15 protein-coding genes and 1 pseudogene are annotated in these 22,664 nt (G+C 33.6%); 10 read left to right on the top strand and 6 right to left on the bottom strand.

Annotation, left to right across the window (positions count from 1 at the left end; genetic code table 11):
- Positions 1-70: 70 nt before the first annotated feature.
- On the top strand, positions 71-1,555 hold the full coding sequence (locus CIT01_10735; GenBank protein ID AXV38648.1) for a cation transporter: 1,485 nt from the start codon (positions 71-73) through the stop codon (positions 1,553-1,555).
- A 267-nt stretch (positions 1,556-1,822) separates the two neighbouring features.
- Complete coding sequence (locus CIT01_10740; GenBank protein ID AXV38649.1) at positions 1,823-5,269, top strand: hypothetical protein; 3,447 nt, start codon at positions 1,823-1,825, stop codon at positions 5,267-5,269.
- Between the two features lie 176 nt (positions 5,270-5,445).
- Here CIT01_10740 and CIT01_10745 read toward each other — a convergent pair whose 3' ends face one another.
- Positions 5,446-5,763, bottom strand: a complete 318-nt coding sequence (locus CIT01_10745) for a hypothetical protein (protein AXV38650.1) — start codon at positions 5,761-5,763, stop codon at positions 5,446-5,448.
- A 253-nt stretch (positions 5,764-6,016) separates the two neighbouring features.
- On the opposite strand from CIT01_10745, the gene CIT01_10750 reads away from it, so the two are divergent.
- Positions 6,017-7,372, top strand: coding sequence for a B12-binding domain-containing radical SAM protein (locus tag CIT01_10750; GenBank protein AXV38651.1), 1,356 nt, complete (start codon positions 6,017-6,019; stop codon positions 7,370-7,372).
- Between the two features lie 46 nt (positions 7,373-7,418).
- Here the strand turns inward: CIT01_10750 and CIT01_10755 are convergent, their stop codons facing one another.
- Positions 7,419-8,444, bottom strand: a complete 1,026-nt coding sequence (locus tag CIT01_10755; protein AXV38652.1) for a cell filamentation protein Fic — start codon at positions 8,442-8,444, stop codon at positions 7,419-7,421.
- 200 nt (positions 8,445-8,644) lie between these two features.
- Between CIT01_10755 and CIT01_10760 the strand changes: the two genes are divergently transcribed.
- The gene (locus CIT01_10760) at positions 8,645-9,460 is read left to right on the top strand and encodes a hypothetical protein (protein AXV38653.1); all 816 of its coding nucleotides are present in this window, start codon (positions 8,645-8,647) and stop codon (positions 9,458-9,460) included.
- 103 nt (positions 9,461-9,563) lie between these two features.
- Here CIT01_10760 and CIT01_10765 read toward each other — a convergent pair whose 3' ends face one another.
- From CIT01_10765 to CIT01_10775, 3 genes are read right to left on the bottom strand one after another with little or no spacing between them, the layout of a single operon-like run.
- On the bottom strand, positions 9,564-9,743 hold the full coding sequence (locus tag CIT01_10765) for a MarR family transcriptional regulator (GenBank protein AXV38654.1): 180 nt from the start codon (positions 9,741-9,743) through the stop codon (positions 9,564-9,566).
- Positions 9,744-9,785: 42 nt separating this feature from the next.
- Positions 9,786-10,172, bottom strand: a complete 387-nt coding sequence (locus CIT01_10770; GenBank protein AXV38655.1) for a hypothetical protein — start codon at positions 10,170-10,172, stop codon at positions 9,786-9,788.
- Positions 10,173-10,208: 36 nt separating this feature from the next.
- Positions 10,209-13,052: a hypothetical protein gene (locus tag CIT01_10775; protein ID AXV38656.1), complete on the bottom strand. Its 2,844-nt coding sequence runs from the start codon at positions 13,050-13,052 to the stop codon at positions 10,209-10,211.
- Positions 13,053-13,302: 250 nt separating this feature from the next.
- On the opposite strand from CIT01_10775, the gene CIT01_10780 reads away from it, so the two are divergent.
- From CIT01_10780 to CIT01_10800, 5 genes and pseudogenes are all read left to right on the top strand, one after another.
- The gene (locus CIT01_10780) at positions 13,303-14,235 is read left to right on the top strand and encodes an exonuclease (GenBank protein ID AXV38657.1); all 933 of its coding nucleotides are present in this window, start codon (positions 13,303-13,305) and stop codon (positions 14,233-14,235) included.
- 115 nt (positions 14,236-14,350) lie between these two features.
- Positions 14,351-14,852, top strand: a pseudogene (locus CIT01_10785) (flavin reductase).
- A gap of 92 nt (positions 14,853-14,944) precedes the next feature.
- Positions 14,945-16,078, top strand: coding sequence for an aldo/keto reductase (locus CIT01_10790; GenBank protein ID AXV38658.1), 1,134 nt, complete (start codon positions 14,945-14,947; stop codon positions 16,076-16,078).
- Between the two features lie 220 nt (positions 16,079-16,298).
- Entirely contained in the window at positions 16,299-18,356 is a 2,058-nt protein-coding gene (locus CIT01_10795; protein ID AXV38659.1) for a hypothetical protein, read from the top strand.
- 123 nt (positions 18,357-18,479) lie between these two features.
- Positions 18,480-19,226, top strand: a complete 747-nt coding sequence (locus CIT01_10800; protein AXV38800.1) for an SAM-dependent methyltransferase — start codon at positions 18,480-18,482, stop codon at positions 19,224-19,226.
- Positions 19,227-19,283: 57 nt separating this feature from the next.
- Here the strand turns inward: CIT01_10800 and CIT01_10805 are convergent, their stop codons facing one another.
- Positions 19,284-19,790 carry a thermonuclease gene (locus CIT01_10805; protein ID AXV38660.1) on the bottom strand — a complete coding sequence of 169 codons (507 nt, stop codon included), beginning with the start codon at positions 19,788-19,790 and terminating at the stop codon, positions 19,284-19,286.
- A gap of 849 nt (positions 19,791-20,639) precedes the next feature.
- Here CIT01_10805 and CIT01_10810 point away from each other — a divergent pair.
- Complete coding sequence (locus CIT01_10810; protein ID AXV38661.1) at positions 20,640-22,610, top strand: hypothetical protein; 1,971 nt, start codon at positions 20,640-20,642, stop codon at positions 22,608-22,610.
- The last annotated feature ends 54 nt before the right edge of the window (positions 22,611-22,664 follow it).

Here is a 22,664-nt window from a genome sequence, read left to right on the forward strand (position 1 = left end):
ATTTACTTAAAACTAAAGATTTTTCAGTTGGTAATTAAATACATAATTTAAAAGGTCTGGATGTGAGGGGATGCACGCTGCATTTAGATTGAATAGAAGAGAGCTTTATTCAATTTTTCATTACACAGGATGGGTGTTAATTTTATTAGGTATCGCTTTAATTTTACCTATAATTGTGGCTTTAATTTACAATGAGGGAAATTATATCCTTCCTTTTTTAATATCAAGTGCTATAAGTCTAGTAATAGGTGCAATTCTTTTTAAATTATTTGAGAATAAAAAAGAAATATCCCTAAAATCAGCTATGATATTCTCCACTGGGATATGGTTATTGGTGAGCGCTTTAGGGGCACTTCCCTATTTTTTATCTGGTGAACTATCTTTATTGGACTCATATTTCGAGGCAATGTCTGGTTTTACCACTACTGGATTTAGTATGATCCCAAACATAGACACTATTGGTTATTCATTAAACTTCTGGCGGTCATTCACGCAGTGGCTGGGAGGTATTGGCATCATAGTACTGCTTTTAACAGTCCTTTCCTCCCCATCCGTAAATATTATGCGGATGTACATTGCCGAGGCCAGAGAAGAACGTATACTCCCCAGTATAAGACATACCACCAGAATAATATTTTATATTTATACCAGTTTCACCATATTCGGTTTTATACTCTTTTTAACTGCAGGAATGCCAGTATATGATTCTGTATTCCATGCTTTCACAACATTATCTACTGGTGGATTTGGAATGCACAACACCAGTTTAGGTTATTACAACAGTTTCTGGATAGAGATAGTTGCTATAATAATTATGATGATTGGAGCCACCAATTACGCACTTCACTACACTGTACTTAAGGGTAATTGGAAGGAATACTTTAAAGATATAGAAACAAAACTACTTTACATTTTATTATTAATATCAACAGCACTTATAACTTTTATGCTTTTAAAAAATCACAGTTACGGCGATAATATATTTTTAACTCTAAGATATTCCTTTTTTCAGGCTGTATCTGCTATAACCACCACTGGTCTTCAAACTGCAGCTGTTAAAGATGTTTTAACCAAATGGGTTGGTCTTGGAACCTTTTTATTAACGCTTTTGATGCTTATTGGAGCTGGATCCTGTTCCACTGGTGGTGGTATAAAATGGCTTAGAACTGCAGTTTCCATTAAAAATGTATGGTGGCAGATCAAGGATTATTTACTACCATCTAAAGCTGTAACAGTGCGTAAAATTCATCACGTCAGAGATATAAAAGTTTCAGATACTTTACTTCGCTCAATAGGCATATTCATATTTGTATATCTTGCAATTTATATATCCAGTGTTATTGTGGTTATGATGTTCTACCAAGACATAGCTATGGTTATATTTGAGGTTGCTTCAGCTTTGGGAAATGTTGGGCTCTCTTCTGGTCTTTTGACTCCTTCTTCACCAGCTGCAGTAAAAATTGTTTTTATCATTGACTTCTGGATTGGAAGATTAGAAGTATGGTCTGTGTTGTTGTTCGTTTCCATAATTTTACGTAATTTGTTTAGAAGATAATCCAACACATAAACCATTAAGAATTAATAAATGGATTAAAATAGCTAATGGTTATTATGAAAGCTTAATTTTATCTAAAAATTATTTTGAATAGATTATAATTCTTGATGGTAAAATTGATTAAATTTGTAAATAAAACCTTTTGATATTACAATAATATAATAATACAAGTTTAACCAGAAAAATTTTAATAAGAGGTATTGTTATACATTAACTGATGTTTTAATATTGAAAGGGATATTATGGGACATATTTATTGGGGGATAAATGTCGAGTAATAATTATTCATTTTCTAAATTAATTGATGGTGAAAGGGTTAAAAATTTAATGGAAAGTTTTTACAAAATCACAGGTATTCCATCTACCCTTATTGATTTGCAGGGAGATATTTTAACCCTTAAAGACGGTGCATGGATTGCTGCTGGATGGCAGGACATCTGCACCAATTTTCATCGTGCCAATGAAAATTCTCTTAAAAATTGCATTGAAAGCGACGTCACCTGTTCAAACAACCTCAGTAAAGGGGAGGAATATTCCATATACATGTGTAAAAATGGATTAATTGATGTTGCTGTGCCTGTTTATATTGATGGAAATCATGTGGCCAATCTTTTCACAGGCCAATTCCTTTTTGAAAAGCCAGACATAGAATTTTTCCGTAAACAGGCAACAAAATATGGATTTAATGAAGAAAAATATTTAAAAGCACTATCTAAGGTCCCTGTATTCAGCGAGGAATACTTAAAAGAAGGAATTACTTTTTTAAAAGATCTGGCAAGTTTTATTGGGGAAACTGGTCTGAAGCAGAAAAAACTTCAAGAGCGTAACCACGAACTGAAGGATAGTGAAAATAAGTTCAGAAGTTTTACAGATGGTATAGTTAATGGATTGGTAATAACTCGTTTTGGAAAGATAGAATACGTAAATCCTGGAATGTGTACTCTCTTGAAAGTTACAGAATCCGACTTAATGGGAAAAAATCTCATAGATTTCATGACTATCTCATCCCGGGAGATTGCCAAACATGAACTCTACAAACTGGAAGAAAGATCTGCTGATGTTAAAAATACTCTTGAATTGGAATTAGTAAATTCAGATGGGGATGTGATTGTCTGCGAACTTCGAACAAATGTCATAGAACTAAAAGGAAAAGTCTATGGTCTTTCCATATTTCAGGATATTTCAGAAAGAAAAGAAGCAGAAAGATTAGTTGAAGAAAGTGAAATAAAATATCACACCCTTTTTGATAATGCAGCTGAGGGAATATTTCTCCTGAGAAAAGATAAAATAATCGAGTGTAATCAACAGTCTCTGGAAATCTTTGGAGCAACCGGTGAAGATTTAATTGGCAGCAGGCCCTATAATTGGTCTCCAGAAAGGCAGGAAGATGGATTAAAATCCAAAAAAAAGGCCATGGAATATATTAATGCTGCACTGGAGGGTGAATCTCAAAGTTTTGAATGGCTGCATATGAAAATGGACGGATCTAAAATTTTCACAATAATTTCCCTAAATCGCTTAAAAGTGGGAGAGGAATATATCTTGCAGGCTATTATAAGAGATATCACACCTCGAAAGATAAACGAATTAAAACTTAAAAAATTAACCTCTGACCTCAAAATTCGTTTCAAAATCCTTAAAACCATGAACGAACTTTCTGAGTTTGTATCTTCTACAGAACTTCCCCTAGATCAAGTCTTTAATAAAATAGTAAATGAACTGGTTAACTGTTTACAATACCCCCAACACGCCAGTGCCAGGATTAAAATATTTGGCGAGGTGTTCCTATCCAAAAACTTCCAAAAATCAAATTGGGAATTGAAATCACCTATCAGGGTAAACGCAGAGAATATGGGGTCATTGAAAATTTTTTATCCAGATAAACTTCCATTCAAAGGTGAAGATCCTTTTTTAAAAGAAGAAAGATATTTAATTAACAATTTAGCCCTTAAACTTGGGGATTTCTTAGAGAATAGACAGATAAAAGATGAACTGATCCATGAAAGGGACAAGTTGAAAAGTATTCTGGATAGTATGGAAGATGGGGTATATATCTGCAACCCGGATTACCATCTAGAATATGCAAATCCAATTATTTTAAAGCAATTCGGGCCGATAAATGGTAAGAAATGTTATGAGTACCTTCATAATAGAACATCTGTATGTCCTTGGTGTGTTAATGATGAGGTGTTCCAGGGTAAAACTGTTAAATGGGAGTGTTATTCCCAAAAAACGGGCCAAACCTTTGATGTTTTAGATACACCCCTCAAAAATCCTGATGGCAGCATATCTAAACTGGAGTTTTCACATGATATAACCCTTCTTAAAGAGTACCAGAAAAAATTATCCCATCAAAAAGATATTTTACAAACTATACTGGACAATGCTCCTATTATGATTGCCTATCTCGATGGAGATGGAAATCTTACCTATTTCAATAAAAGATTTGAGGAAATATTAGGATGGTCCATGCAAGAGATTCCACAGTTTAATATACTTAAAAAGATGTACCCTGATCATGAATACAGAGAGTATGTAATTGATTTCATAAAAAAATCAGAAGGTAAATGGGGATATTTTAAAACAAAAAATCGAGATGGCGAGATCATAGATACCTCCTGGTCTAATGTGGAGTTGATCGATGGAACAAATATTGGCATAGGTCAGGACATTACAGAAAGAAAGAAAATAGAATCTGCTTTGAGGGAAAGTGAAGTGAAGTATAGGCTTATTGTTGAGAATGCACAGGAAGGAATATGGACTATTGATTCTAAAGGTTACACGAATTTTGTCAATTCCACTATGGCAGATATGTTAGGATACTCTGTGGATGAAATGATAGGAAAACATTTATTCTCATTTATGGATGATAAAAATGTTGAATTGGTAAAAAAAGAGATGGATCGTATAAAATCCCGTGTAATCAAGGGACAAGATTTTGAGTTTAGATGTAAAAATGGTGGAGTAATTTATACCAGTTTAGCCACCACACCACTTTATAATAATAATGAGTATACAGGTACTCTGGCATTAGTATCAGATATCACCCACCGAAAAATCGCAGATGACGAAATTAAAAAATCCTTAAAAGAGAAAGATGTTCTCTTAAGTGAGATTCACCACCGGGTTAAAAATAATATGCAGATCATATCTAGCCTCCTTAATTTACAGGCCATCAAGATCCACGATAAAGAAGTTATAAGATTTTTCAGGGATACTCAGACCAGGGTTAGAGCCATGGCCATGATCCACGAAAAATTATACGAATCTTCTGATTTCGCACATATATCATTTTCAAGTTACGTGAATCGCCTCATATCCCAATTATTTGACTCTTATGCTCAGGATCCATCTAAAATCAAACTCAATCTGGATATAAAAGATGTTAATTTTAATATTGAAACTGCCATTCCATTGGGCCTTATAATAAATGAACTGGTCTCCAACATACTAAAACACGCCTTCCCTAAAGAAAGCAAAGGCCATGTCACAATAAAATTAGAAAATTTTAACGGCCAGAACTTACTCACTGTGGAAGATGATGGTGTAGGCATTCCCCCAGAAATAGATTTCAAAAACTCTACCACTCTTGGATTGGAACTGGTTAATACACTGGTAGAACAAATTGATGGACAAATTGAGTTAGACAAGAGTAGTGGCTCCAAATTCACCATTGAATTTAATGAAATTGAATATGAAGAAAGAATAAGCTAATTTTATTGTAATGTTTTCAAATAAGTTTTTTGGGTAATATATTTAACTATTTTTACCTAAAAGAATGAATTTATGGTTTTAAATAATAAAAAAAAGATTTAAAAAAATCATACTATGTTTTTTTAAATATCTCTTGAGTTTAATCCAAACACGATTATAAAATGTAATTAAATTTATTATGCTTGCCTGTATTCAACTTTAAAATCTTTCCAGGCTTGTTTGCCTGTTTTTGATGGTTGTTTACCCATGTAGGTTATTCGAACTTCACTCCCAAAAGGAACTTTATCCATTAAATTGTCCAGTACAGTAGACCCCCAGAATTTAATTTCACCATTTTTGTTTTTCAGGGTGTAGAGGTTGCTTTTGTACTGACCTATATTTTCTTCTTTTTCAATGTATATCCCCTGGACGGAGTCTCCCATACTGCTGGGATCCCACATGTTATCTTTTTCTTTCTCTTCATCATTTTTTTTAACTTCTACCCAATCGCTCATAAGATCACTTTTTTTAGAGTATTTATAATAAGTTTATTAATTGGAAATCTTTATATATAATATTCTTTAATTATATTTATTGCAATTGTATATTTATTATCTTATTTACATTTTTTTCATCGTTATATTGGGAATTTAAAATTCTAAACCAATCCTTTATTATAACTGTTACAATCTAACTGTTGCAGACACTTTTCACCTTTCTTCTTGTTATTAATTTCCTTTTATTAAAAATCAAAACATTGGTGAAACCATGAAAGTTACGTTGATAAATCCACCCCAAACCAATTCAAAATATAAATTTATGGGAGTTGTAGCACCTCCCCTGGGTCTGGCCTATATGGCTGCTGTTCTTGAAGAAAGTGGTGTAGAAGTTAAGATTGTGGATGCTTCTGCATTGGATATGACTTGGAACGATCTAGAAGATCAAATGCAGAAAATTTCACCCCAGTTAGTGGCCATCACTGCCTTAACTCCCACCATTGATCAGGCATTTAAAACAGCTGAAATAACCAAAAAGGTTTGTCCGGATACACTGGTAGTGATGGGTGGTTATCATCCCAGTTTCAATTATGATTCAGTATTAGAAAATGACTCTGTAGATCTGGTAATAAGGGGAGAAGGAGAGGAGACCTTACTGGAACTGGTACAGACTCTGGAAAATGGTGGAGATCTTTCAAATGTTAAAGGGATTGCTTATGATAATGTAGTAACACCAGCCCGCCCCCTTATTACAGACCTGGATAGCCTGCCATTCCCAGCTCGACACCTTTTACCCATGGATCATTATAAACTGCTTAACATGAAGACCCGCATGTCCACTATGATAACCAGTCGAGGTTGTCCTATGCAGTGTTCTTTCTGTGCTTCTGCTGCTTTGCACGGACCTAAACTTCGGTTGCGATCTGCAAAGAGTATTGTAAATGAAATGGAACACCTTGTTGATGACTTTAATGTTGAAACCATTGCTTTTATGGACGATACATTTACCATCCACAAAAGTAGAGTCCATGAGATATGTGCAGAGATAAAAAAAAGAGAGTTGAAGGTGTTTTGGGGTTGTGCTTCTAGGGTTGATACTCTTAATGAGGAACTATTAAAAGAGATGAAGGAAGCAGGATGTATAGCTATTTTTTTAGGTGTGGAATCTGCGGATCAGCAAATACTTGATGGGGTAAATAAAGAGACCACTATCGAAAAGATTAGAAATGCATTTGAAATTTCCCGTAAAGAAAAAATACGCACCATAGCCTCTGTGGTGCTGGGAATGCCTGGTGATACCCATGAAAACATTAAAAGAACTATAAATTTCGTTAAAGAATTGAAACCTTCCTATGCAATTTTTTCACTGGCCACCCCATATCCAGGTACCAGATTTTATCAGCAGGCCTTTGAAGAGAAGATGATCAAAGTTAAAGACTGGTCTAAATACACCCTGATTAACCCTATACTAGATACAGTGGACTGTTCCCTGGAGGATCTTAAAGATCTTCAGAAAAAGGCCTTTTATAAATTTTATTTAAGGCCCAATTATCTTCTGCACCAGGCAGTGATGGATGGTCCTATTCTCTTGAAAACTATCGCTGGTGTGATAAGGCAGGTAAAATAATTAATGGATTTAAATAGGTATTCAAACATATTTGACTACATTTTGACTACTTATTTGACAACTGTATATAATAGGTGGATCTACTACCACCTTCTTTTTTTAGAATACCTAAATTAACCAACTTGTGAAGATATTTATAGGCTCCCTGTCGGGATATACCCAGCAAATTTTGAACTTCTTTATTAGAAATAGTGCCGTTAAGATGGATATATTCAAGTATTTTCATCTGCTTTTTTGTAAGACGGATTTGATTAATTTTATTTGGGGGAGAAGAAAGTAATATCTGTTTTTCAACTTTAGAAATAGAATATAAAAATCCTTCTAAATAGTATTCAAGCCAGGGAGTAAGATCCATTGTTTCCAAATCTACTTGGTTAAGAGCATTATAATAAGCGGCCCGATCCTCATCATAAAAATCGTCTATGGTGAAAAATTGACTAACCCCAAATTTGTTGAGGTAGAGGATTAATGCAGTTAGAGCCCGAGCAGTACGTCCATTACCATCCACAAAGGGGTGAATCCTAACCAATTCAAAATGGGCAATCCCTGCTGCAATAACTGGATTCAAATCATCCAAATTATTCAGCCACCTAATAAAATCAGTCATTAACTCTTCAATCTCATCAGGCTGTGGTGGAGTAAATACCACTTCTTTCAGATTATTAACCACATTAACCTGAATATTTCTATAACCTGCACCAAAATAGGCACAGTCTAGTGTATGAAAAGTTATATCATCAAACAATTTTAGAAGGGATTTTCCGGTTATTATCCCTTTTTCATGGTATTTATCCAAGTTTTTTAGTACTTTAATGTAGTTTATAACTTCCTGTTTAGCCTTTTTCTGGGCTGATATTTTATGACCCTGTGATAACTCTTTAACATCATCTAAGGAAAGTGGATTACCTTCTATTGAGGTAGAATGATGAGCAGTTTTAAGTAGAGCATCTCTTTGTAGTGAAATTTTCATATCCATTACTAACGGTGCATTGGCTATGAAATCATTTTTAGAATAAATATCCAGTAGATTGTTTACTATTTTATTATTGTAAGAGAATTGGGGTTGGAACATTTAACCACATTATGACTATCTTACTGACTACCTTTTCTGTTTCTTATTTATTATATATTTGACTACTATATTTTCTATCAAAATTGGGGTATATTCAAATTATTGAGGCCGGGTGCATACTATTTAAAGCACTTGTTTAGAATGATATATTAAAGAGAACATGGATAGAATACTTGTGATATAATATTAAGATAAATTCCATGCTCATCACATACCAAATAATAATTAGAGGTATTAATTTGTGTGAATTATTAGGTTTAAATTTCAACTATCAAATAGATCCTTCCTTCTCCTTTAAGGGTTTTAGAAATAGAGGTACAAATAATCCAGATGGTTGGGGCCTGGCTTTTTATCCAAATGGATCCTGCCAAATTATGAAAGAACCATTAAAAGCTGGTGAAAGTACTCTTTCTCAGTTTGTTCAAACTTATCCTCAGATAAAATCCAATATTATCTTAGCCCATGTACGCCGCAACAGCGTAGTTGAAACAAATTATCAAAATACCCATCCTTTTCAGCGGGAATTAAATGGTGGGGATTATGTTTTTGCACATAATGGTACTATCAAAGGATATGAAAATGATTTTATAACTTACAACTATAAACCTGTAGGTTCAACTGATTCTGAGGCAATCTTCTGCCATCTACTTAACCGTATCCATAATGAAGAGATCCAGTTAAATAGTAGTGAAGGTTTTGATTGGCTGTGGAGGGAGCTTAGAACAATTAATGACTATGGGAATTTTAACTGTATATTCTCTGACGGCATTCACTTATTTTGTTACCATGATGAAAATGGTTATAATGGCCTGCGTTACTTGAACCGTAAGGCACCATTTGGTCCTGTAAATTTATCAGATGAAGATTATCAAATTGATTTAAGTCAACAAGAAACACCCTATCAGAAGGGTTATATCATTGCCAGCCACCCTCTAACTGATGAAGAATGGAAATCTTTTAGTAGTGGGCAGTTGAAAGTGTTTAAAAAAGGGCAAACTATCTTTAGTAAAGGTTAATAAAATCATTAAATAGAATCAAGTAAGATAAGTTAGTATTAGTGCAAAATATAATTTTTAAAAATAAAAAATAAATATAGATGAAATGCGGTTTTAACAATCTCTACTCTTTCAAAGCCCAATAACATCTCTTAGGAGAAATTATGGTCTCATCCTTTTTAAGATCTTTCATGATCTTGTCCACTTCTTTCTTGTCAATACCAGAAATTTTGGCTACTTTTGTTGCATTTAAAGGTTTTTCTGATTCTCTGAAGGCTTTTATCACTTTTTCTTTATTGTCCATAAATTATCACCTATACTCTTAATTGTAATTGCATTACATGTTTTAAATATATCCGTCTCCACCACAGTGGTTACATTTTTCTGTTTTATAACTTTTAACTTTAAGTTTACCCTCTCCATTGCAGATGCTGCAGGTTTCACATCCACCCGGCCAATATTTAACACCAGTACCATCACAGTCATCACAGGGTTCCATAGTATAAATTGGAGTCTTTATCACTCCTGTGCCTTTACAATAACTGCATATTTGAGCTTTATTATTGGTTTCCCCTGCCACATCGGTTTGATTAGTGCTATTTGAATTAGGAATGGAATTGTTTGTTTGGCCTGAAGGGCTATTCTGCATTAAGAATGTAGTTAAACCTAATCCTGCCCCTAAAAACACAATTACCAATATAAGTCCTATAATTAGTTTATCCTTATTTTCCATTTCATCCCCCCTTGAATTATCTGAATAAAAAAAATGTTACTTAGAAAACTTTGATTCCTCAAATGTTATTTCAAAATCAGTCCCATGCTCCCTATTTAATTCCATTTCACCATCAATCTGCTGAGTTAGATTGGTTACCAGTTGCAGTCCTAATGTTTTAACCTTTGAAATATCCAGGTCTTTAGGTATACCCACACCGTCATCTTTCACTCTTAAAATGTATAGGTCATCATCTTTATGGAAACATATCTGGATCTTACCGCTTTCGCCCTCAGGGTAGGCGTATTTCATAGCATTGGCCACCAATTCATTGACAATCAAACCTAAAGGTACTGCACTGTTAATGTCAATCATGACATCTTCCACATTAAGTACCAGTTTAACCCTTTGAATATCCAGGACGTAGGTATGGTATAGTTCATTGGTTAAATTCCTTATATAGTCGCCGAAGTTGATCCTTTTAAGGTCAGTGGACCTGTAAAGTCTGTCGTGTATGAGGGCCATGGATCTTGCCCTGTTTTGACTTTCTTTGAAAACTCCCCGGGCTTTTTCATCCTTTATGGACACTGATTGCAGGTTTAAAAGACTGGATATGATCATTAAATTGTTTTTCACCCGGTGGTGGATTTCTTTTAAGAGCATTTCTTTATCATCCAGGGACTTTTTTAACTGGTTTTCCATGTGTTTACGTTCTGAAATATCGTTGAGAATGCAGTGGGTACGGATGAACTCACAAGTTTTAGGATCACGCTGAACCCGGCCAGTTAAGATAACTGTTTTTTTACTACCTTCTTTATTTAAAAGTTCCAATTCCTCATTATTAACATAACCTTTATCAATTAAATTGTTAAACCGTTTTGTGAATCCAGAATGAGTTTCAGGGGACAGAAAGTTTTCAAAGGATCTACCCATTAGTTCCTCTTTTTCATATCCTAATAAATGACATAGGGGTTCATTTAATTCGACATATTCTCCATCCTGGTTCAGGCTCTGATAGGGTACTGGATTATTTTCAAACAAGGAACGGAATCGGTTTTCACTTTCTTCCAGTTCATGGTAAGCATTTTTGAGGTAGGTTATATCCACCACAGATGAAACATATTCGTCCATGCCCGGTATTTTGTCCACGGTTATTCTAACGTAATGAATTTTTCCTCCAGAATCAATAATTCTGGTTTCATAGGTATTAGGCACTGATAATGGGTCAATATTCCTTTTCTGGTTGTATTCCAACATCATAGGGAGATCATCAGGATGTACAAAGTTCATCCACTTTTTTTGACCCTCTATCTCTTCTTTTTTATATCCCATTAACTTTGACATTTCAGAGTTGGCCAGAGTAACCAAGCCTTCGGTATTAAACAATATGGTCGCAGCACCAGTATTTTCAAATATGGTACGGTACCGAATTTCTGATTCTTTAAGCCTGATCTGAGCCTGTTTTTGTTCAGTTATATCTGTCATGATTGCCAGTGCACCTTCCACCTTTCCATCTATACCATAAAGCGGTGACAATGATAATGACATGGTTAATAATGTTCCATCTTTGGTTTCTGGATTTACTTCCATAATGGGAAATGTTATCCCTTTTTCTAATTTATTTATCTGTTCATAAAAAAGTGAATGATATTGTTTGGGAACTGTAGGATTGATCTTTCCCAAGACTTCCTCTTGAGTCCATCCAAAAATCTTCTTGGCAGCTGGACTCCAACTAGTAACATATCCCTCCAGGTCACATACAATGATAGCTGCTGGAGATGATTGAAAAATCCGTTTCAGTTCTTCACTGATCTGTTGCAGTGATCTCATTAGGTTATCACGATCAGTCATATCTCTGAATACTGCCTGTACTGCGTTTTTTCCTTTATATTTAAGAGATGTGGCCACTACCAGTACAGGTACCGGGGTTCCATCCATTTTTAAAAATTTTTCGTCCATCACCGGAACCGTGCCGCCCTGGGTGTAAAGCTTGTTGGATCTTTTCTTTGCAATTTCCCGGTAATCAGGATGTACAAAATCAAGGATAGGTTTTCCTATAAATTCTTCCATGGATTCAGCCCCCAGAATATGAACTGCTTCAGGGTTTGCGTCAATTAAAACACCTTGACTATGAATAATCCATGCATCAAATGACTCTCTCAGCAGATTACGGTAGGTTTTTTCAGTTTCAATGAATTCTTTTTCAGCTTTCCGCCTCTGCAGAGCCACAGAAAATAGTCGGATCAATGCCTGCACTAATCTTTTGTTGTTTAATGTTGCTCCTTTTTTGAGGAAAATATTGACGGCACCATAAAACTGGTCTCTCCAATGGAAACCAGTACCATAAATGTCACCTATATCCAGAACCTTTTCGGCTTGATTGGCCATTTCTTGTGACAATCTTCCACACATAATTTGATACAATCCCTTATCCACCAGCTGAAGTTTACCTTTCAGGATCTTATTTTGTGTTTCTTCATTGTACGTCTGGTTAAAGGAGGTAATGGGTACTTTGAGATTTAAAATATCTGTTTTAAATAATTTTTTGGAATATTCATTTAATTGAGTATATTCTCCAACGATACTGCGAACAGTGAAACTGTCACTGGACGTATCATAAAGGCTTACTACAATTATGGAGTTTTCAATTAATTCATGTAATTTATTGGCTATAAAGTCATAAATATCATCATTTATAGTTAGTTCAACCAATTCCTGTGCAGTTTGGGATAAAAATTGTTCATTAAAAATAGAAACGTCGATAATTTTCTGCTGTCTTTTTAATTTATCCTCTAATTTAGAAATGATATCTTTAGAGTTTTTTAACTCAGTATCCAGTTCCTTTTTTGAATTTTTCAACTCAGATATAAATTTTTCATTCGACCTTTTTTTATTATCCATTTTAAAACCTTAAACTTAACGATTCATGAACTTTCCCTGATAAATAGTCGATAAAAACTTAGTAGGGACGTTAAAATGATCTGTATATGATCTTTTGAGATTTTATGATCTTCTATTGATAATTAGATGTAAGATTATATTTAATTTTATAGATAAATCTATGTAAAAGTGTGGGATAAAAAATTTATTCATATAATAATAAATGCCAAAACCACGGTTACTATAAATGATAGACTAGCAGATTTATATTATGGATCCTAATCATTTAAAAAAGAAGCTCCTGGAACAATATGATGGTACTGATTTAGAGGATCTTGATGGTTTAGAAGAAGTTGAAACCTGTCAGGGTAGTGTTTTCAATATTAAATCAGAAGATAAACTAAAATTTTATCTAAAAAACCAGGAAAAAGCAGTGGAGTGTCTCATATCAGATCTTAAACTGGTCAAAGGTATTGGGAACTCCAAAGAGAACAAGCTTAAACTGGACGGATATAATAATTTGGAAGACCTGCAAAATCACCCCCGCTTTGGGAGAGCTGCAGGGGAAGTATTGTCTATGATCAGGTCATATGATGCCCAAACCATTGCCTCAATTTTGTGTGAGAGGTACAGCCAGTCTCATCCCCAAATGCTTAATACTTGCAGTTTCACTGATATTGAAGATTTTATATTCATGGATATTGAAACTTTAGGACTGAAAAATCAGCCCATAATACTGTTGGGAGAAGCTTCAATATCCAGTGATAAGATCACAGTAAACCAGTATCTTTTAAAGGATTTAAATGATGAACCGGCAGTTTTAGCTGCGCATCTGGATTCTATGAATGATAATCGTGTCTATGTTACATTTAATGGCCGCAGCTTTGATGTTCCATATATTAAGGATCGTTTGAACTATTTTCAGATAGATCATAAATTGGATCACCACCACCTTGATCTACTACATTTTTCCCGGCGCTTTTATGGTAACCATCTACCAAACTGTCAGTTAACCACTATTGAAGAGCATTTATTGGGTATGGAAAGGGTGGAAGATGTGCCTGGATCATTGGTACCTGATTTTTATAAGACTTATCTTGAAACAGATAATATTGGGCCGTTAATCCCTATTATTGAACACAATCGGGATGATATTATTAGCCTGGCACGTATAATTTCCAGAATGAATGAACAGATAGATTAGATATTCTATCTAAAATTAAATTTAGGTAGTTCCTATTTCTTTTTATAATTACTACTTTTTCATTTTAAAAAAATATAAAATGACTCATTTTAATAATAATATTAGAGGTTAAAAAATGTCCAAACTAAAAATAAGTCCAAATATTTTCATCTATCCCATGCCAGTAACATTACTTGGAACAAAAAATGTAGATAAAGCTAATTTCATGGCGTTGGGATGGATTACCCGGATAAATGCAAACCCTCCACTTCTAGCTATAGGAGTAAACAAAACTCATTTAAGCAATCAGAAATTTCTGTGGACTGGTTTCTGGGAAAAATAGGGATAAATCAGAAATATTCACTGTCTTCTATGGAGAATTAAAAGATGCGCCCATGATTGAGGAGTGTCCATTATCTATGGAATGTAAATTAGTTGATGTTCATGAACTTGCCACCAACGACCTTTTCATTGGCGAAATAATTAATGTTTACACTGAAAAAGAGTATTTAACTGACAGTATAATAGATATTAAAAAGATTAATCCCCTGCTTTTAACTATGCCGGACAATCAGTACTGGAGTGTAGGTGAAAATTTAGGGAAAGCTTGGAACATTGGTAAAAAGCTAAAAAAGTAAAAATGGGTTTATATAAATTACCGGAATGAGATTATATAATTTAACTTAATGTAAATTATAAATTATTTTTAGTTTATTACTGGAGAATTATAATGCTTTATCGAAAACTTGGAAAAACTGGCCTGGACGTATCTATATTGGGCTTTGGATGTATGAGGCTCCCTACCTTAGACAAAAAATCAGAGGTGATTGACAAACCTCAAGCAACAGAAATGCTCTACCATGCCATAGACCATGGCGTAAACTATGTGGACACAGGGTACCCTTACCATAATGGAGCAAGTGAACCTTTTCTGGGTGAAATTCTAAAGGATGGATACCGGGAGAAGGTGTATCTTTCCACCAAGATCCCCAGCTGGAACATAGAAAAAAAGGAAGATTTGGATTACTATTTGGAGGAGCAATTAAAAAATCTACAAACAGAGTTCATCGATTTTTATATGGTACACAATCTGAATCAGAAATACTGGCCCCAATTAGAAAAAGCAAACGTATTCGAATTTCTGGACGAGGCTTTATCCAGTGGCAAAATAAAATACACTGGTTTTTCTTTTCATGATGAACTGGAATTCTTCATGGAAATGGTAGACATCTATAATTGGGATATGACCCTGGTGCAGTACAATTTTATGGACGAAAACTACCAGGCCGGGAGGGAAGGTATCAGATATGCTGCATCTCAGGGTTTAGGGGTAATGGTAATGGAACCCCTCCGGGGAGGAGCACTGGTTAACATTCCCAATGATATACAATCGATATGGGACCAGGCGGAAACCAAAAGAAAACCTGTAGAATGGGCCCTTAGATATATATGGGACAATCCAGATGTGGATGTGGTGTTAAGTGGAATGTCTACACTCAAACAGGTTAAAGATAATCTAAAATATGCAGATGAAGGCTTACCGGGATCATTATCTGAAGATGAGAAATTTCTCATTAAAGATGTTAAAATGGCCTACAAAGAAAGGATCATGGTAGACTGCACTGCTTGCGGCTACTGTATGCCCTGTCCTGAGGGAATTAACATTCCTAAGTGTTTCATGCACTACAACAATGCACATGTCTATGAAGATAAAGAAAATGAGAGCATGCACTATTTTGTTCTACTTAAAGATGAAGAGCGGGCTTCCAATTGTATAGAATGTGGTGAATGTGAAAAAATGTGCCCGCAGATGATCAATATTAAAGAGGAGTTAAAGAAGGTTAAAGAAACTTTTGGAGGCTAATTATATTTTTTTGATTATTTAAGGAAGTCATTATTCTTAAATTAAGAGTATAGTTTAGTTATTTACTTAATAAAAAGTGAGTTCGGGATTAGGTTCATGATTAAATTTCTCATCTATTTTTTATCCGTGTAATTTATTAATTAAGAATATCTAATAAATTATATGAAAACAATCATGCCTGGTGGTTGCACTGAATGAATTTGCCCTGCTGTCACTTTTTATGGGTATGGCAGCATTTTTTATTGCTAATTTTATATATATCAAAAATCCCAATAACCAACTAAATCAGCTCATATTAATCTTTGGTTATCTACTTTTCCTTATGAATCTGGCTGAATTTGGCTATCGATCAGCAGAAAATATTGAAGGTACTTTAATATGGTTTGAGATCAATGGATTGTGGCCACTGATACCGGCATTACTGCTTAACATTTCCCTTATTTTCACAGGTAGAACTGATTTTCTAAAAAAATCGTATGCATATCCCCTTTTATATATCCCTGCAGTTATTTTTGTGATAATTGGGGTTTCATCCAATTATTTAATTGGACCAATTATGAAGGAATACTGGGGATGGGCCTATCTTATTGGTAACAATCCTGTCTTTTATGTATTTGCTGTTTGGATCATTATAAATGCTTTTACTGCCGGATATCTGGCTTTTAATAAATTTTTAAATTCTCATGGAATAGAACGCAAACAGGCATTATATATTTTCATTGGACTATTTTTTTCCTTGATTATTAGTTTAATCAGTGAAATTATTTTAGGATTTTTCCCACACAGATTTCCAGAAATTATTATAACAACCGGGACTTTAGGTTTAATAGTTATTGCATTTAGTGTTTGGAAGTATGAATTTCCCCAGCTTACAACAGTTATAGCTGCCGATAAGATCATATCCAGTATGTCTAATCTATTGATATTGTTGGATCCTCATGGCAAAATAATCAGTGTAAACAAGAGCACAACCCTTAGTTTAGGGTACAGTGAGGAGTCATTAAAGGATAAAAATTTTGAGGACTTATTTCCCCAGGATTTAAACTATTATCTGGAACAATTTTCGGATGAAAAGTATCTAAATGAACTTGAAACCACTATTAATACTATATCTGGTGATAAAATTTTTGTTTTAATATCTCTAACTCCTATATATGGATATAGAAATGAAATTTTAGGTTATATTTGTATTGGAACCGACATAACTAAACAAAAAAAGTTTCAGGAACAGGTTCTAGAAAGCAAGTTCAAGTTTAGGAGTGTTGTGGAACAGACATCTGATGGTATTGTATTAGCCAACCAGGATATAAAAATAATATACTGGAATCAAGCCATGGAAAGCCTTACTGGAATTAAAAGAGAAGAAGTAGAAGGTCAATATTATTATGATATCATGAAAAAAGTGATCCCTCCTGAGAAAAGAGAAATAATGGAACCGGATATGCTTAAAGATATATTTACAACGACTTTTAGTTCCCAAAAAATTAGTTATCACATTAAACATGATGAACAGGAAATATTAACCATGGATGGTTTGAGAAAATCAATTATGACCTTCAACTTTTTTGTAAAAAAAAGCAGGCGACCTCTGCTGTGTACTGTTGTCCGTGATATTACTGAGAGCAAATTGGCCCAAGATAAATTGAAATCCTCATTAGAAGAGAAGGAGGTTCTCCTTAGAGAAATACACCACCGGGTGAAAAATAATATGCAGATTGTCTCCAGTCTCCTGAATCTACAGTCGTTTTCTGTTAAAGATAAAACTGTTCTTAACCTATTTAAGGAAAGCCAAAACCGGGTTAAATCAATGTCAATCATCCATGAAAGCCTTTATCAGTCCAATGACCTGGCCCATATAGATTTTAGAAATTACATTAGACGTTTAGGATCAGAACTTTTCTCCAGCTACGGTATGGATACGGAAAAAATCAGACTAAAGACTGAAATTGGTAATATAAGTTTAGATATTAATTCAGCGATACCTCTAGGGTTGATTTTAAATGAACTGATTACAAATTCCTTAAAATACGCATTTCCTCATGGTGAAGGAGTGATAACAATAAAATTCAAGAAAAAGGATGATTACTATCTCCTAAATATATGTGATAATGGGGTGGGAATTCCAGAGGAAATTGATTTTAGAAATACCTCTACACTCGGTCTAGAATTAGTAAATTCATTGATAAATCAATTGGAAGGTGAAATAGATTTAGATAATAGTAATGGTGCACATTTCCATATAAAATTTAAAGAAGTTCATTATGAACCTAGATTATAGGACTAATTTATGTGATAAAACTATTTGAAATAATTAAATCTAAAGATTCTCAACAGAAACATTAAATTTTGATAATTATGAAATAAAATATTGATAATTATGAAACAAAAAATAATTATTCCAATGGAGGGTCAAGCGTATGGCGATCTGGCATGGATCGACACCGTCCTTGACTCGGCCCAGATGTACGCAACAGAAACAGAAACTATTGTTAAGATCATTCAAGACTATGATAAAAATGTTAAAACAATGCTTCACCTAGGATGTGGATCAGGTAACAGTGATTACACTTTTAAAAAATATTTTAGGGTAACTGGGGTAGACATCAGTAGTGACATGCTTGAGATTGCCCGAACCCAAAATCCAGAGGTGATCTATCATCAGGGCGATATGAAAAAAATTAGACTAAAGAAAAAATTTGATTCAGTGGTTATCCCAGATTCTATAGGTTACATGACCACATTAGAAGATTTAAAAAAAGCTTTAGTTACTGCTTATGAACATTTAAAGCCCGGTGGAATTCTTTTTGTAATGGCTCTGTTGTCTGAAGATTTTAAAGAGAATAACTTTGTTTATACTGGTTCCAAAGGAGATGTGGAAGTTACAATTTTTGAGAATAACTACATTCACAATATTGTTAAATGCACCTATGAATCCACCATGATCTACTTACTTCGACAAAAAGGTCAGCTAGAGATCTACACTGACACTCACTTATTAGGCCTTTTCCCGAAGGGTTCCTGGCTTGAACTCTTTAAAGATGTTGGATTTATTAAAATTGAAGAAAAGTCTACCAATGATTTGTATGATGATTATTTATTAGGAAAAGGTGAATACCTTCTTGAATTGTTCCTGGCTACTAAACCATAAAAATAATATTTAAAACTTGAAACTAATTTTTATAAATAAATATGGAAGTTAATTAATTTAAGTCCAAGAGTAAGGATTAAATTCAGAGGGTGGTATGTACATTACCTCAGCATATCCCCTTTTAAGAAGTTCGGCATTGAGGTTTACGTTATTTACATAGACTACTGCTAGCACCCTACCGTATCGGTCATGTTTTTTTGCATCATCTATGTCCAGCTGTACTGTTTTACCCAAACACATTTGTTTTATATAATCTTTTGCCTGCTGGTATCCTGACTCTCCACGTTCGGGAGTGTTGACTCCAACAAATCGTATTCTTCCCACTCCCTCTACATCTAAGGTGTCGCCGTCCACCACATAGGGACAGTATCCGCTGGCATCGTATCTGGTTGTGCTTGTGTTAGGCTGGTTTGTGGCTTGCTCATCATTATTTGTAGATGTATCGTTGGAGGTGGAATAATCAAGACTGTATTGAGGAGTGTCATCTGTTGTATCATTCCCATCGATACAACCCGCAGCAGCCACTACCATTACTAAGATTAACATAATTTTCAGATATTTCATGGTCATCACTATCAAATTTTTAATTTAAAATCGATAAAAGGGTAGTTTTCTTCAAAAAAGGATATATTAATGGAGGTATATATACTTTTTAATAGTTAGGGTTTAATTAATAATCATAATTATATAAGAACTTCCAAATAATACAAATAGAACGCAATATCTTACTAATAATACCAATCCGTCCTTTTTTAAGACTCTAAATAGAATACGGATTTTTTAATTAAGATATAAAAATTTTAATTTCCTAAAAAATCAAAAAACCATTAACTTCACTAACTAAATTTTAGATTTAGTGTTCCTTTCATTATATTGCAGCAAAATTTTTGAATTGATTTTCAAGAATAATCATACCAATTAATTTTTCAAGATCAACTCTATTTTGCTTGGAAATTTTCTCTCAACTTTAAAAATAAATCAGTAATTCTCCAAGTTATTTGATCAACACCAAAAATTCATGAGAAAGTACTAAATTTTTGAAGTAACATATAGACCGCCCTGATGAAATTCATATAGTTTGAAGATATTTGTTGTAAACTGGAAAAGTTATCTGAAGATTTAATTTAATTTAAAGCCAACTAAAAAAAATTTTATAATTACAATCAATGAGTTAATAACAGAACTTAGATCTAATATATGAAAAATTGTTGTCATCTAAATAATCAAGATACAACTAAAAACAATTTCAGTTTCTGGAGATTAGTTCTGTATATGTTTTTAAAATTTGAAAAAATTATTTACCCCCTGAAAAAATTTGATAAAAAATAAATAGTTTAGAATAAATATTATATTCAAAGCTCTATCTACTTAAACTAACTAAAAAGTGTTCATAAATTTTTAAGAAGCGATTAAATGAACAATAATGATAAGATAGATTCTTCAAAATTAGATCAATCCTTAAATGATAATGATGTAAATGGTTTAATCAAACAGGAGTATAAAAAAAGGATCGAGTATTATAAAAAGTCATCTAAGATACTTAGTTTAATTGTTATTGTAGTTGCAATTTTAATTATGGTGGGGTGGTTGTTTAACATTCCCCTATTAAGGGGAGATATAAGTCAATTTTATGCAACTAAATTTAACACTGCCTTAACATTTGTTCTGGCCGGTGGTGCTCTCTATTTAGCAAATATTTATAGTAAAAAATATTCCTTGATGTTAATTTCTAAGATTCTGGCATTGGCAGTCCTTTTTATAGGTATTATAACTTTTTTACAGTACATTAGTGGTGTTAATTTAGGGTTGGACCAGTTATTGTTTACCCAACCTTTTAGAGATCCAGTTGAAACTATTACTGGCCGTACTAAATTTCTTTCTTCATTAATTTTCATTATCTATGGTTTTGCACTGTTTTTACTTACGAATTCTAAAAGAAATTCATTATTCCAAATGTTAGCATTAATTGGCGGGTTCATTGCATTTTTTGGATTTACTGGTGCAGTTTATGGGGTCAAAATTATCCATGTAGGAGACTGGGTAGTGCAGATGGCTCTTTTTACCTCCATTATTCACATACTGTTAAGTATAGGAATTTTAATGTATAAACCTGATCAGGGTTTAATGGAAATAATTACCAGCACTAAATCCGGAGGAATAATTTCTCGGCAGCTTTTAGGAAATTTAATAATCATTATATTTGTCATAGGTTTTCTGCGTGTTATGGGGGAAAATACTGGTTTATATGGTACAAAAACTGGTACTGTGGCTATTGTGGTCTTTTCATCAATTATTATAATCTCTTTAGTATTATTGAGTGCCAATAAATTGAACATTCTTGATGAAAAACGCGACGAGGCTATTAAAAGAATTAAAAAACTGGAAAAATTCTATGAAAATATTATTGAAAGTGTGAACGAGGGAATATTTGTCACAGATAAAAATGATAAGGTAATTTATTATAATAAAGCCTTCAAAAAAACGACTGGAATGATGGACTTCGATTTGATGGGCATTGACATATTAAACGAAATTCCCCATGAAAATGTGGATGAATTTTTACAATATTTTGAAGAAGCCAAAAAAACATTGAAACCTGTGTATTTTGAATCCATACCAATACTAACTACACCTACCACAAGATTTTTTACAGGTTGGATATTACCTGAGGTAGAAAATGAAAGTTTTAACGGAGCATTATGTACTATTATAGATGATACAGATCGTAGAAATGCGTCTAAACAGATAGAAAATTCTTTAGTAGAGAAGGAAATGCTTCTAGGTGAGATTCATCACCGGGTGAAAAACAACCTGCAGATCATATCCAGCCTCCTGAATCTTCAATCCGTACACATCAAGGATCCTGAAGATAAGGATTTATTCACAGAATCCCAAAACCGAGTAAAATCTATGGCTATAATACATGAAAAGCTTTATCAATCCAAAAATTTCTCGCGAATAAACTTCAAAGATTACATCATCAGCCTGGTTAAAGATATTATGGGCACCTACATGATTGACCCAAACCAGATACGATTTGAAATCAATGCACATAATATTGAATTGAACCTGGAAACTGCCATTCCCTGTGGGCTTATTCTAAATGAATTAATTACCAATGCTATAAAACACGCATTCCCCCAAGAATTAAAGGGAAAAATCTCCATCAACTTTGAAGAGGATAATGGCACATACATACTAACTGTCTCCGACAATGGGGTGGGTTTCCCTAAAGATTTGGATCTTGAGAGTGCGAAAACTTTAGGACTTGAATTAGTGAGAAACCTGGTTAATCAATTAGAAGGAGATATCAAATTGGATTCTAATCATGGCACTTACTTTAAGATAAGTTTTCAGGAAATAGAATATAAAAAAAGGATATAATAAATATCCAAATGTATATGAATCTAAAAAAATAATTTTAAAATAAAATTAATT

The organism is Methanobacterium sp. BRmetb2 (assembly GCA_003491285.1).
Classification (GTDB): Archaea; Methanobacteriota; Methanobacteria; order Methanobacteriales; family Methanobacteriaceae; genus UBA117.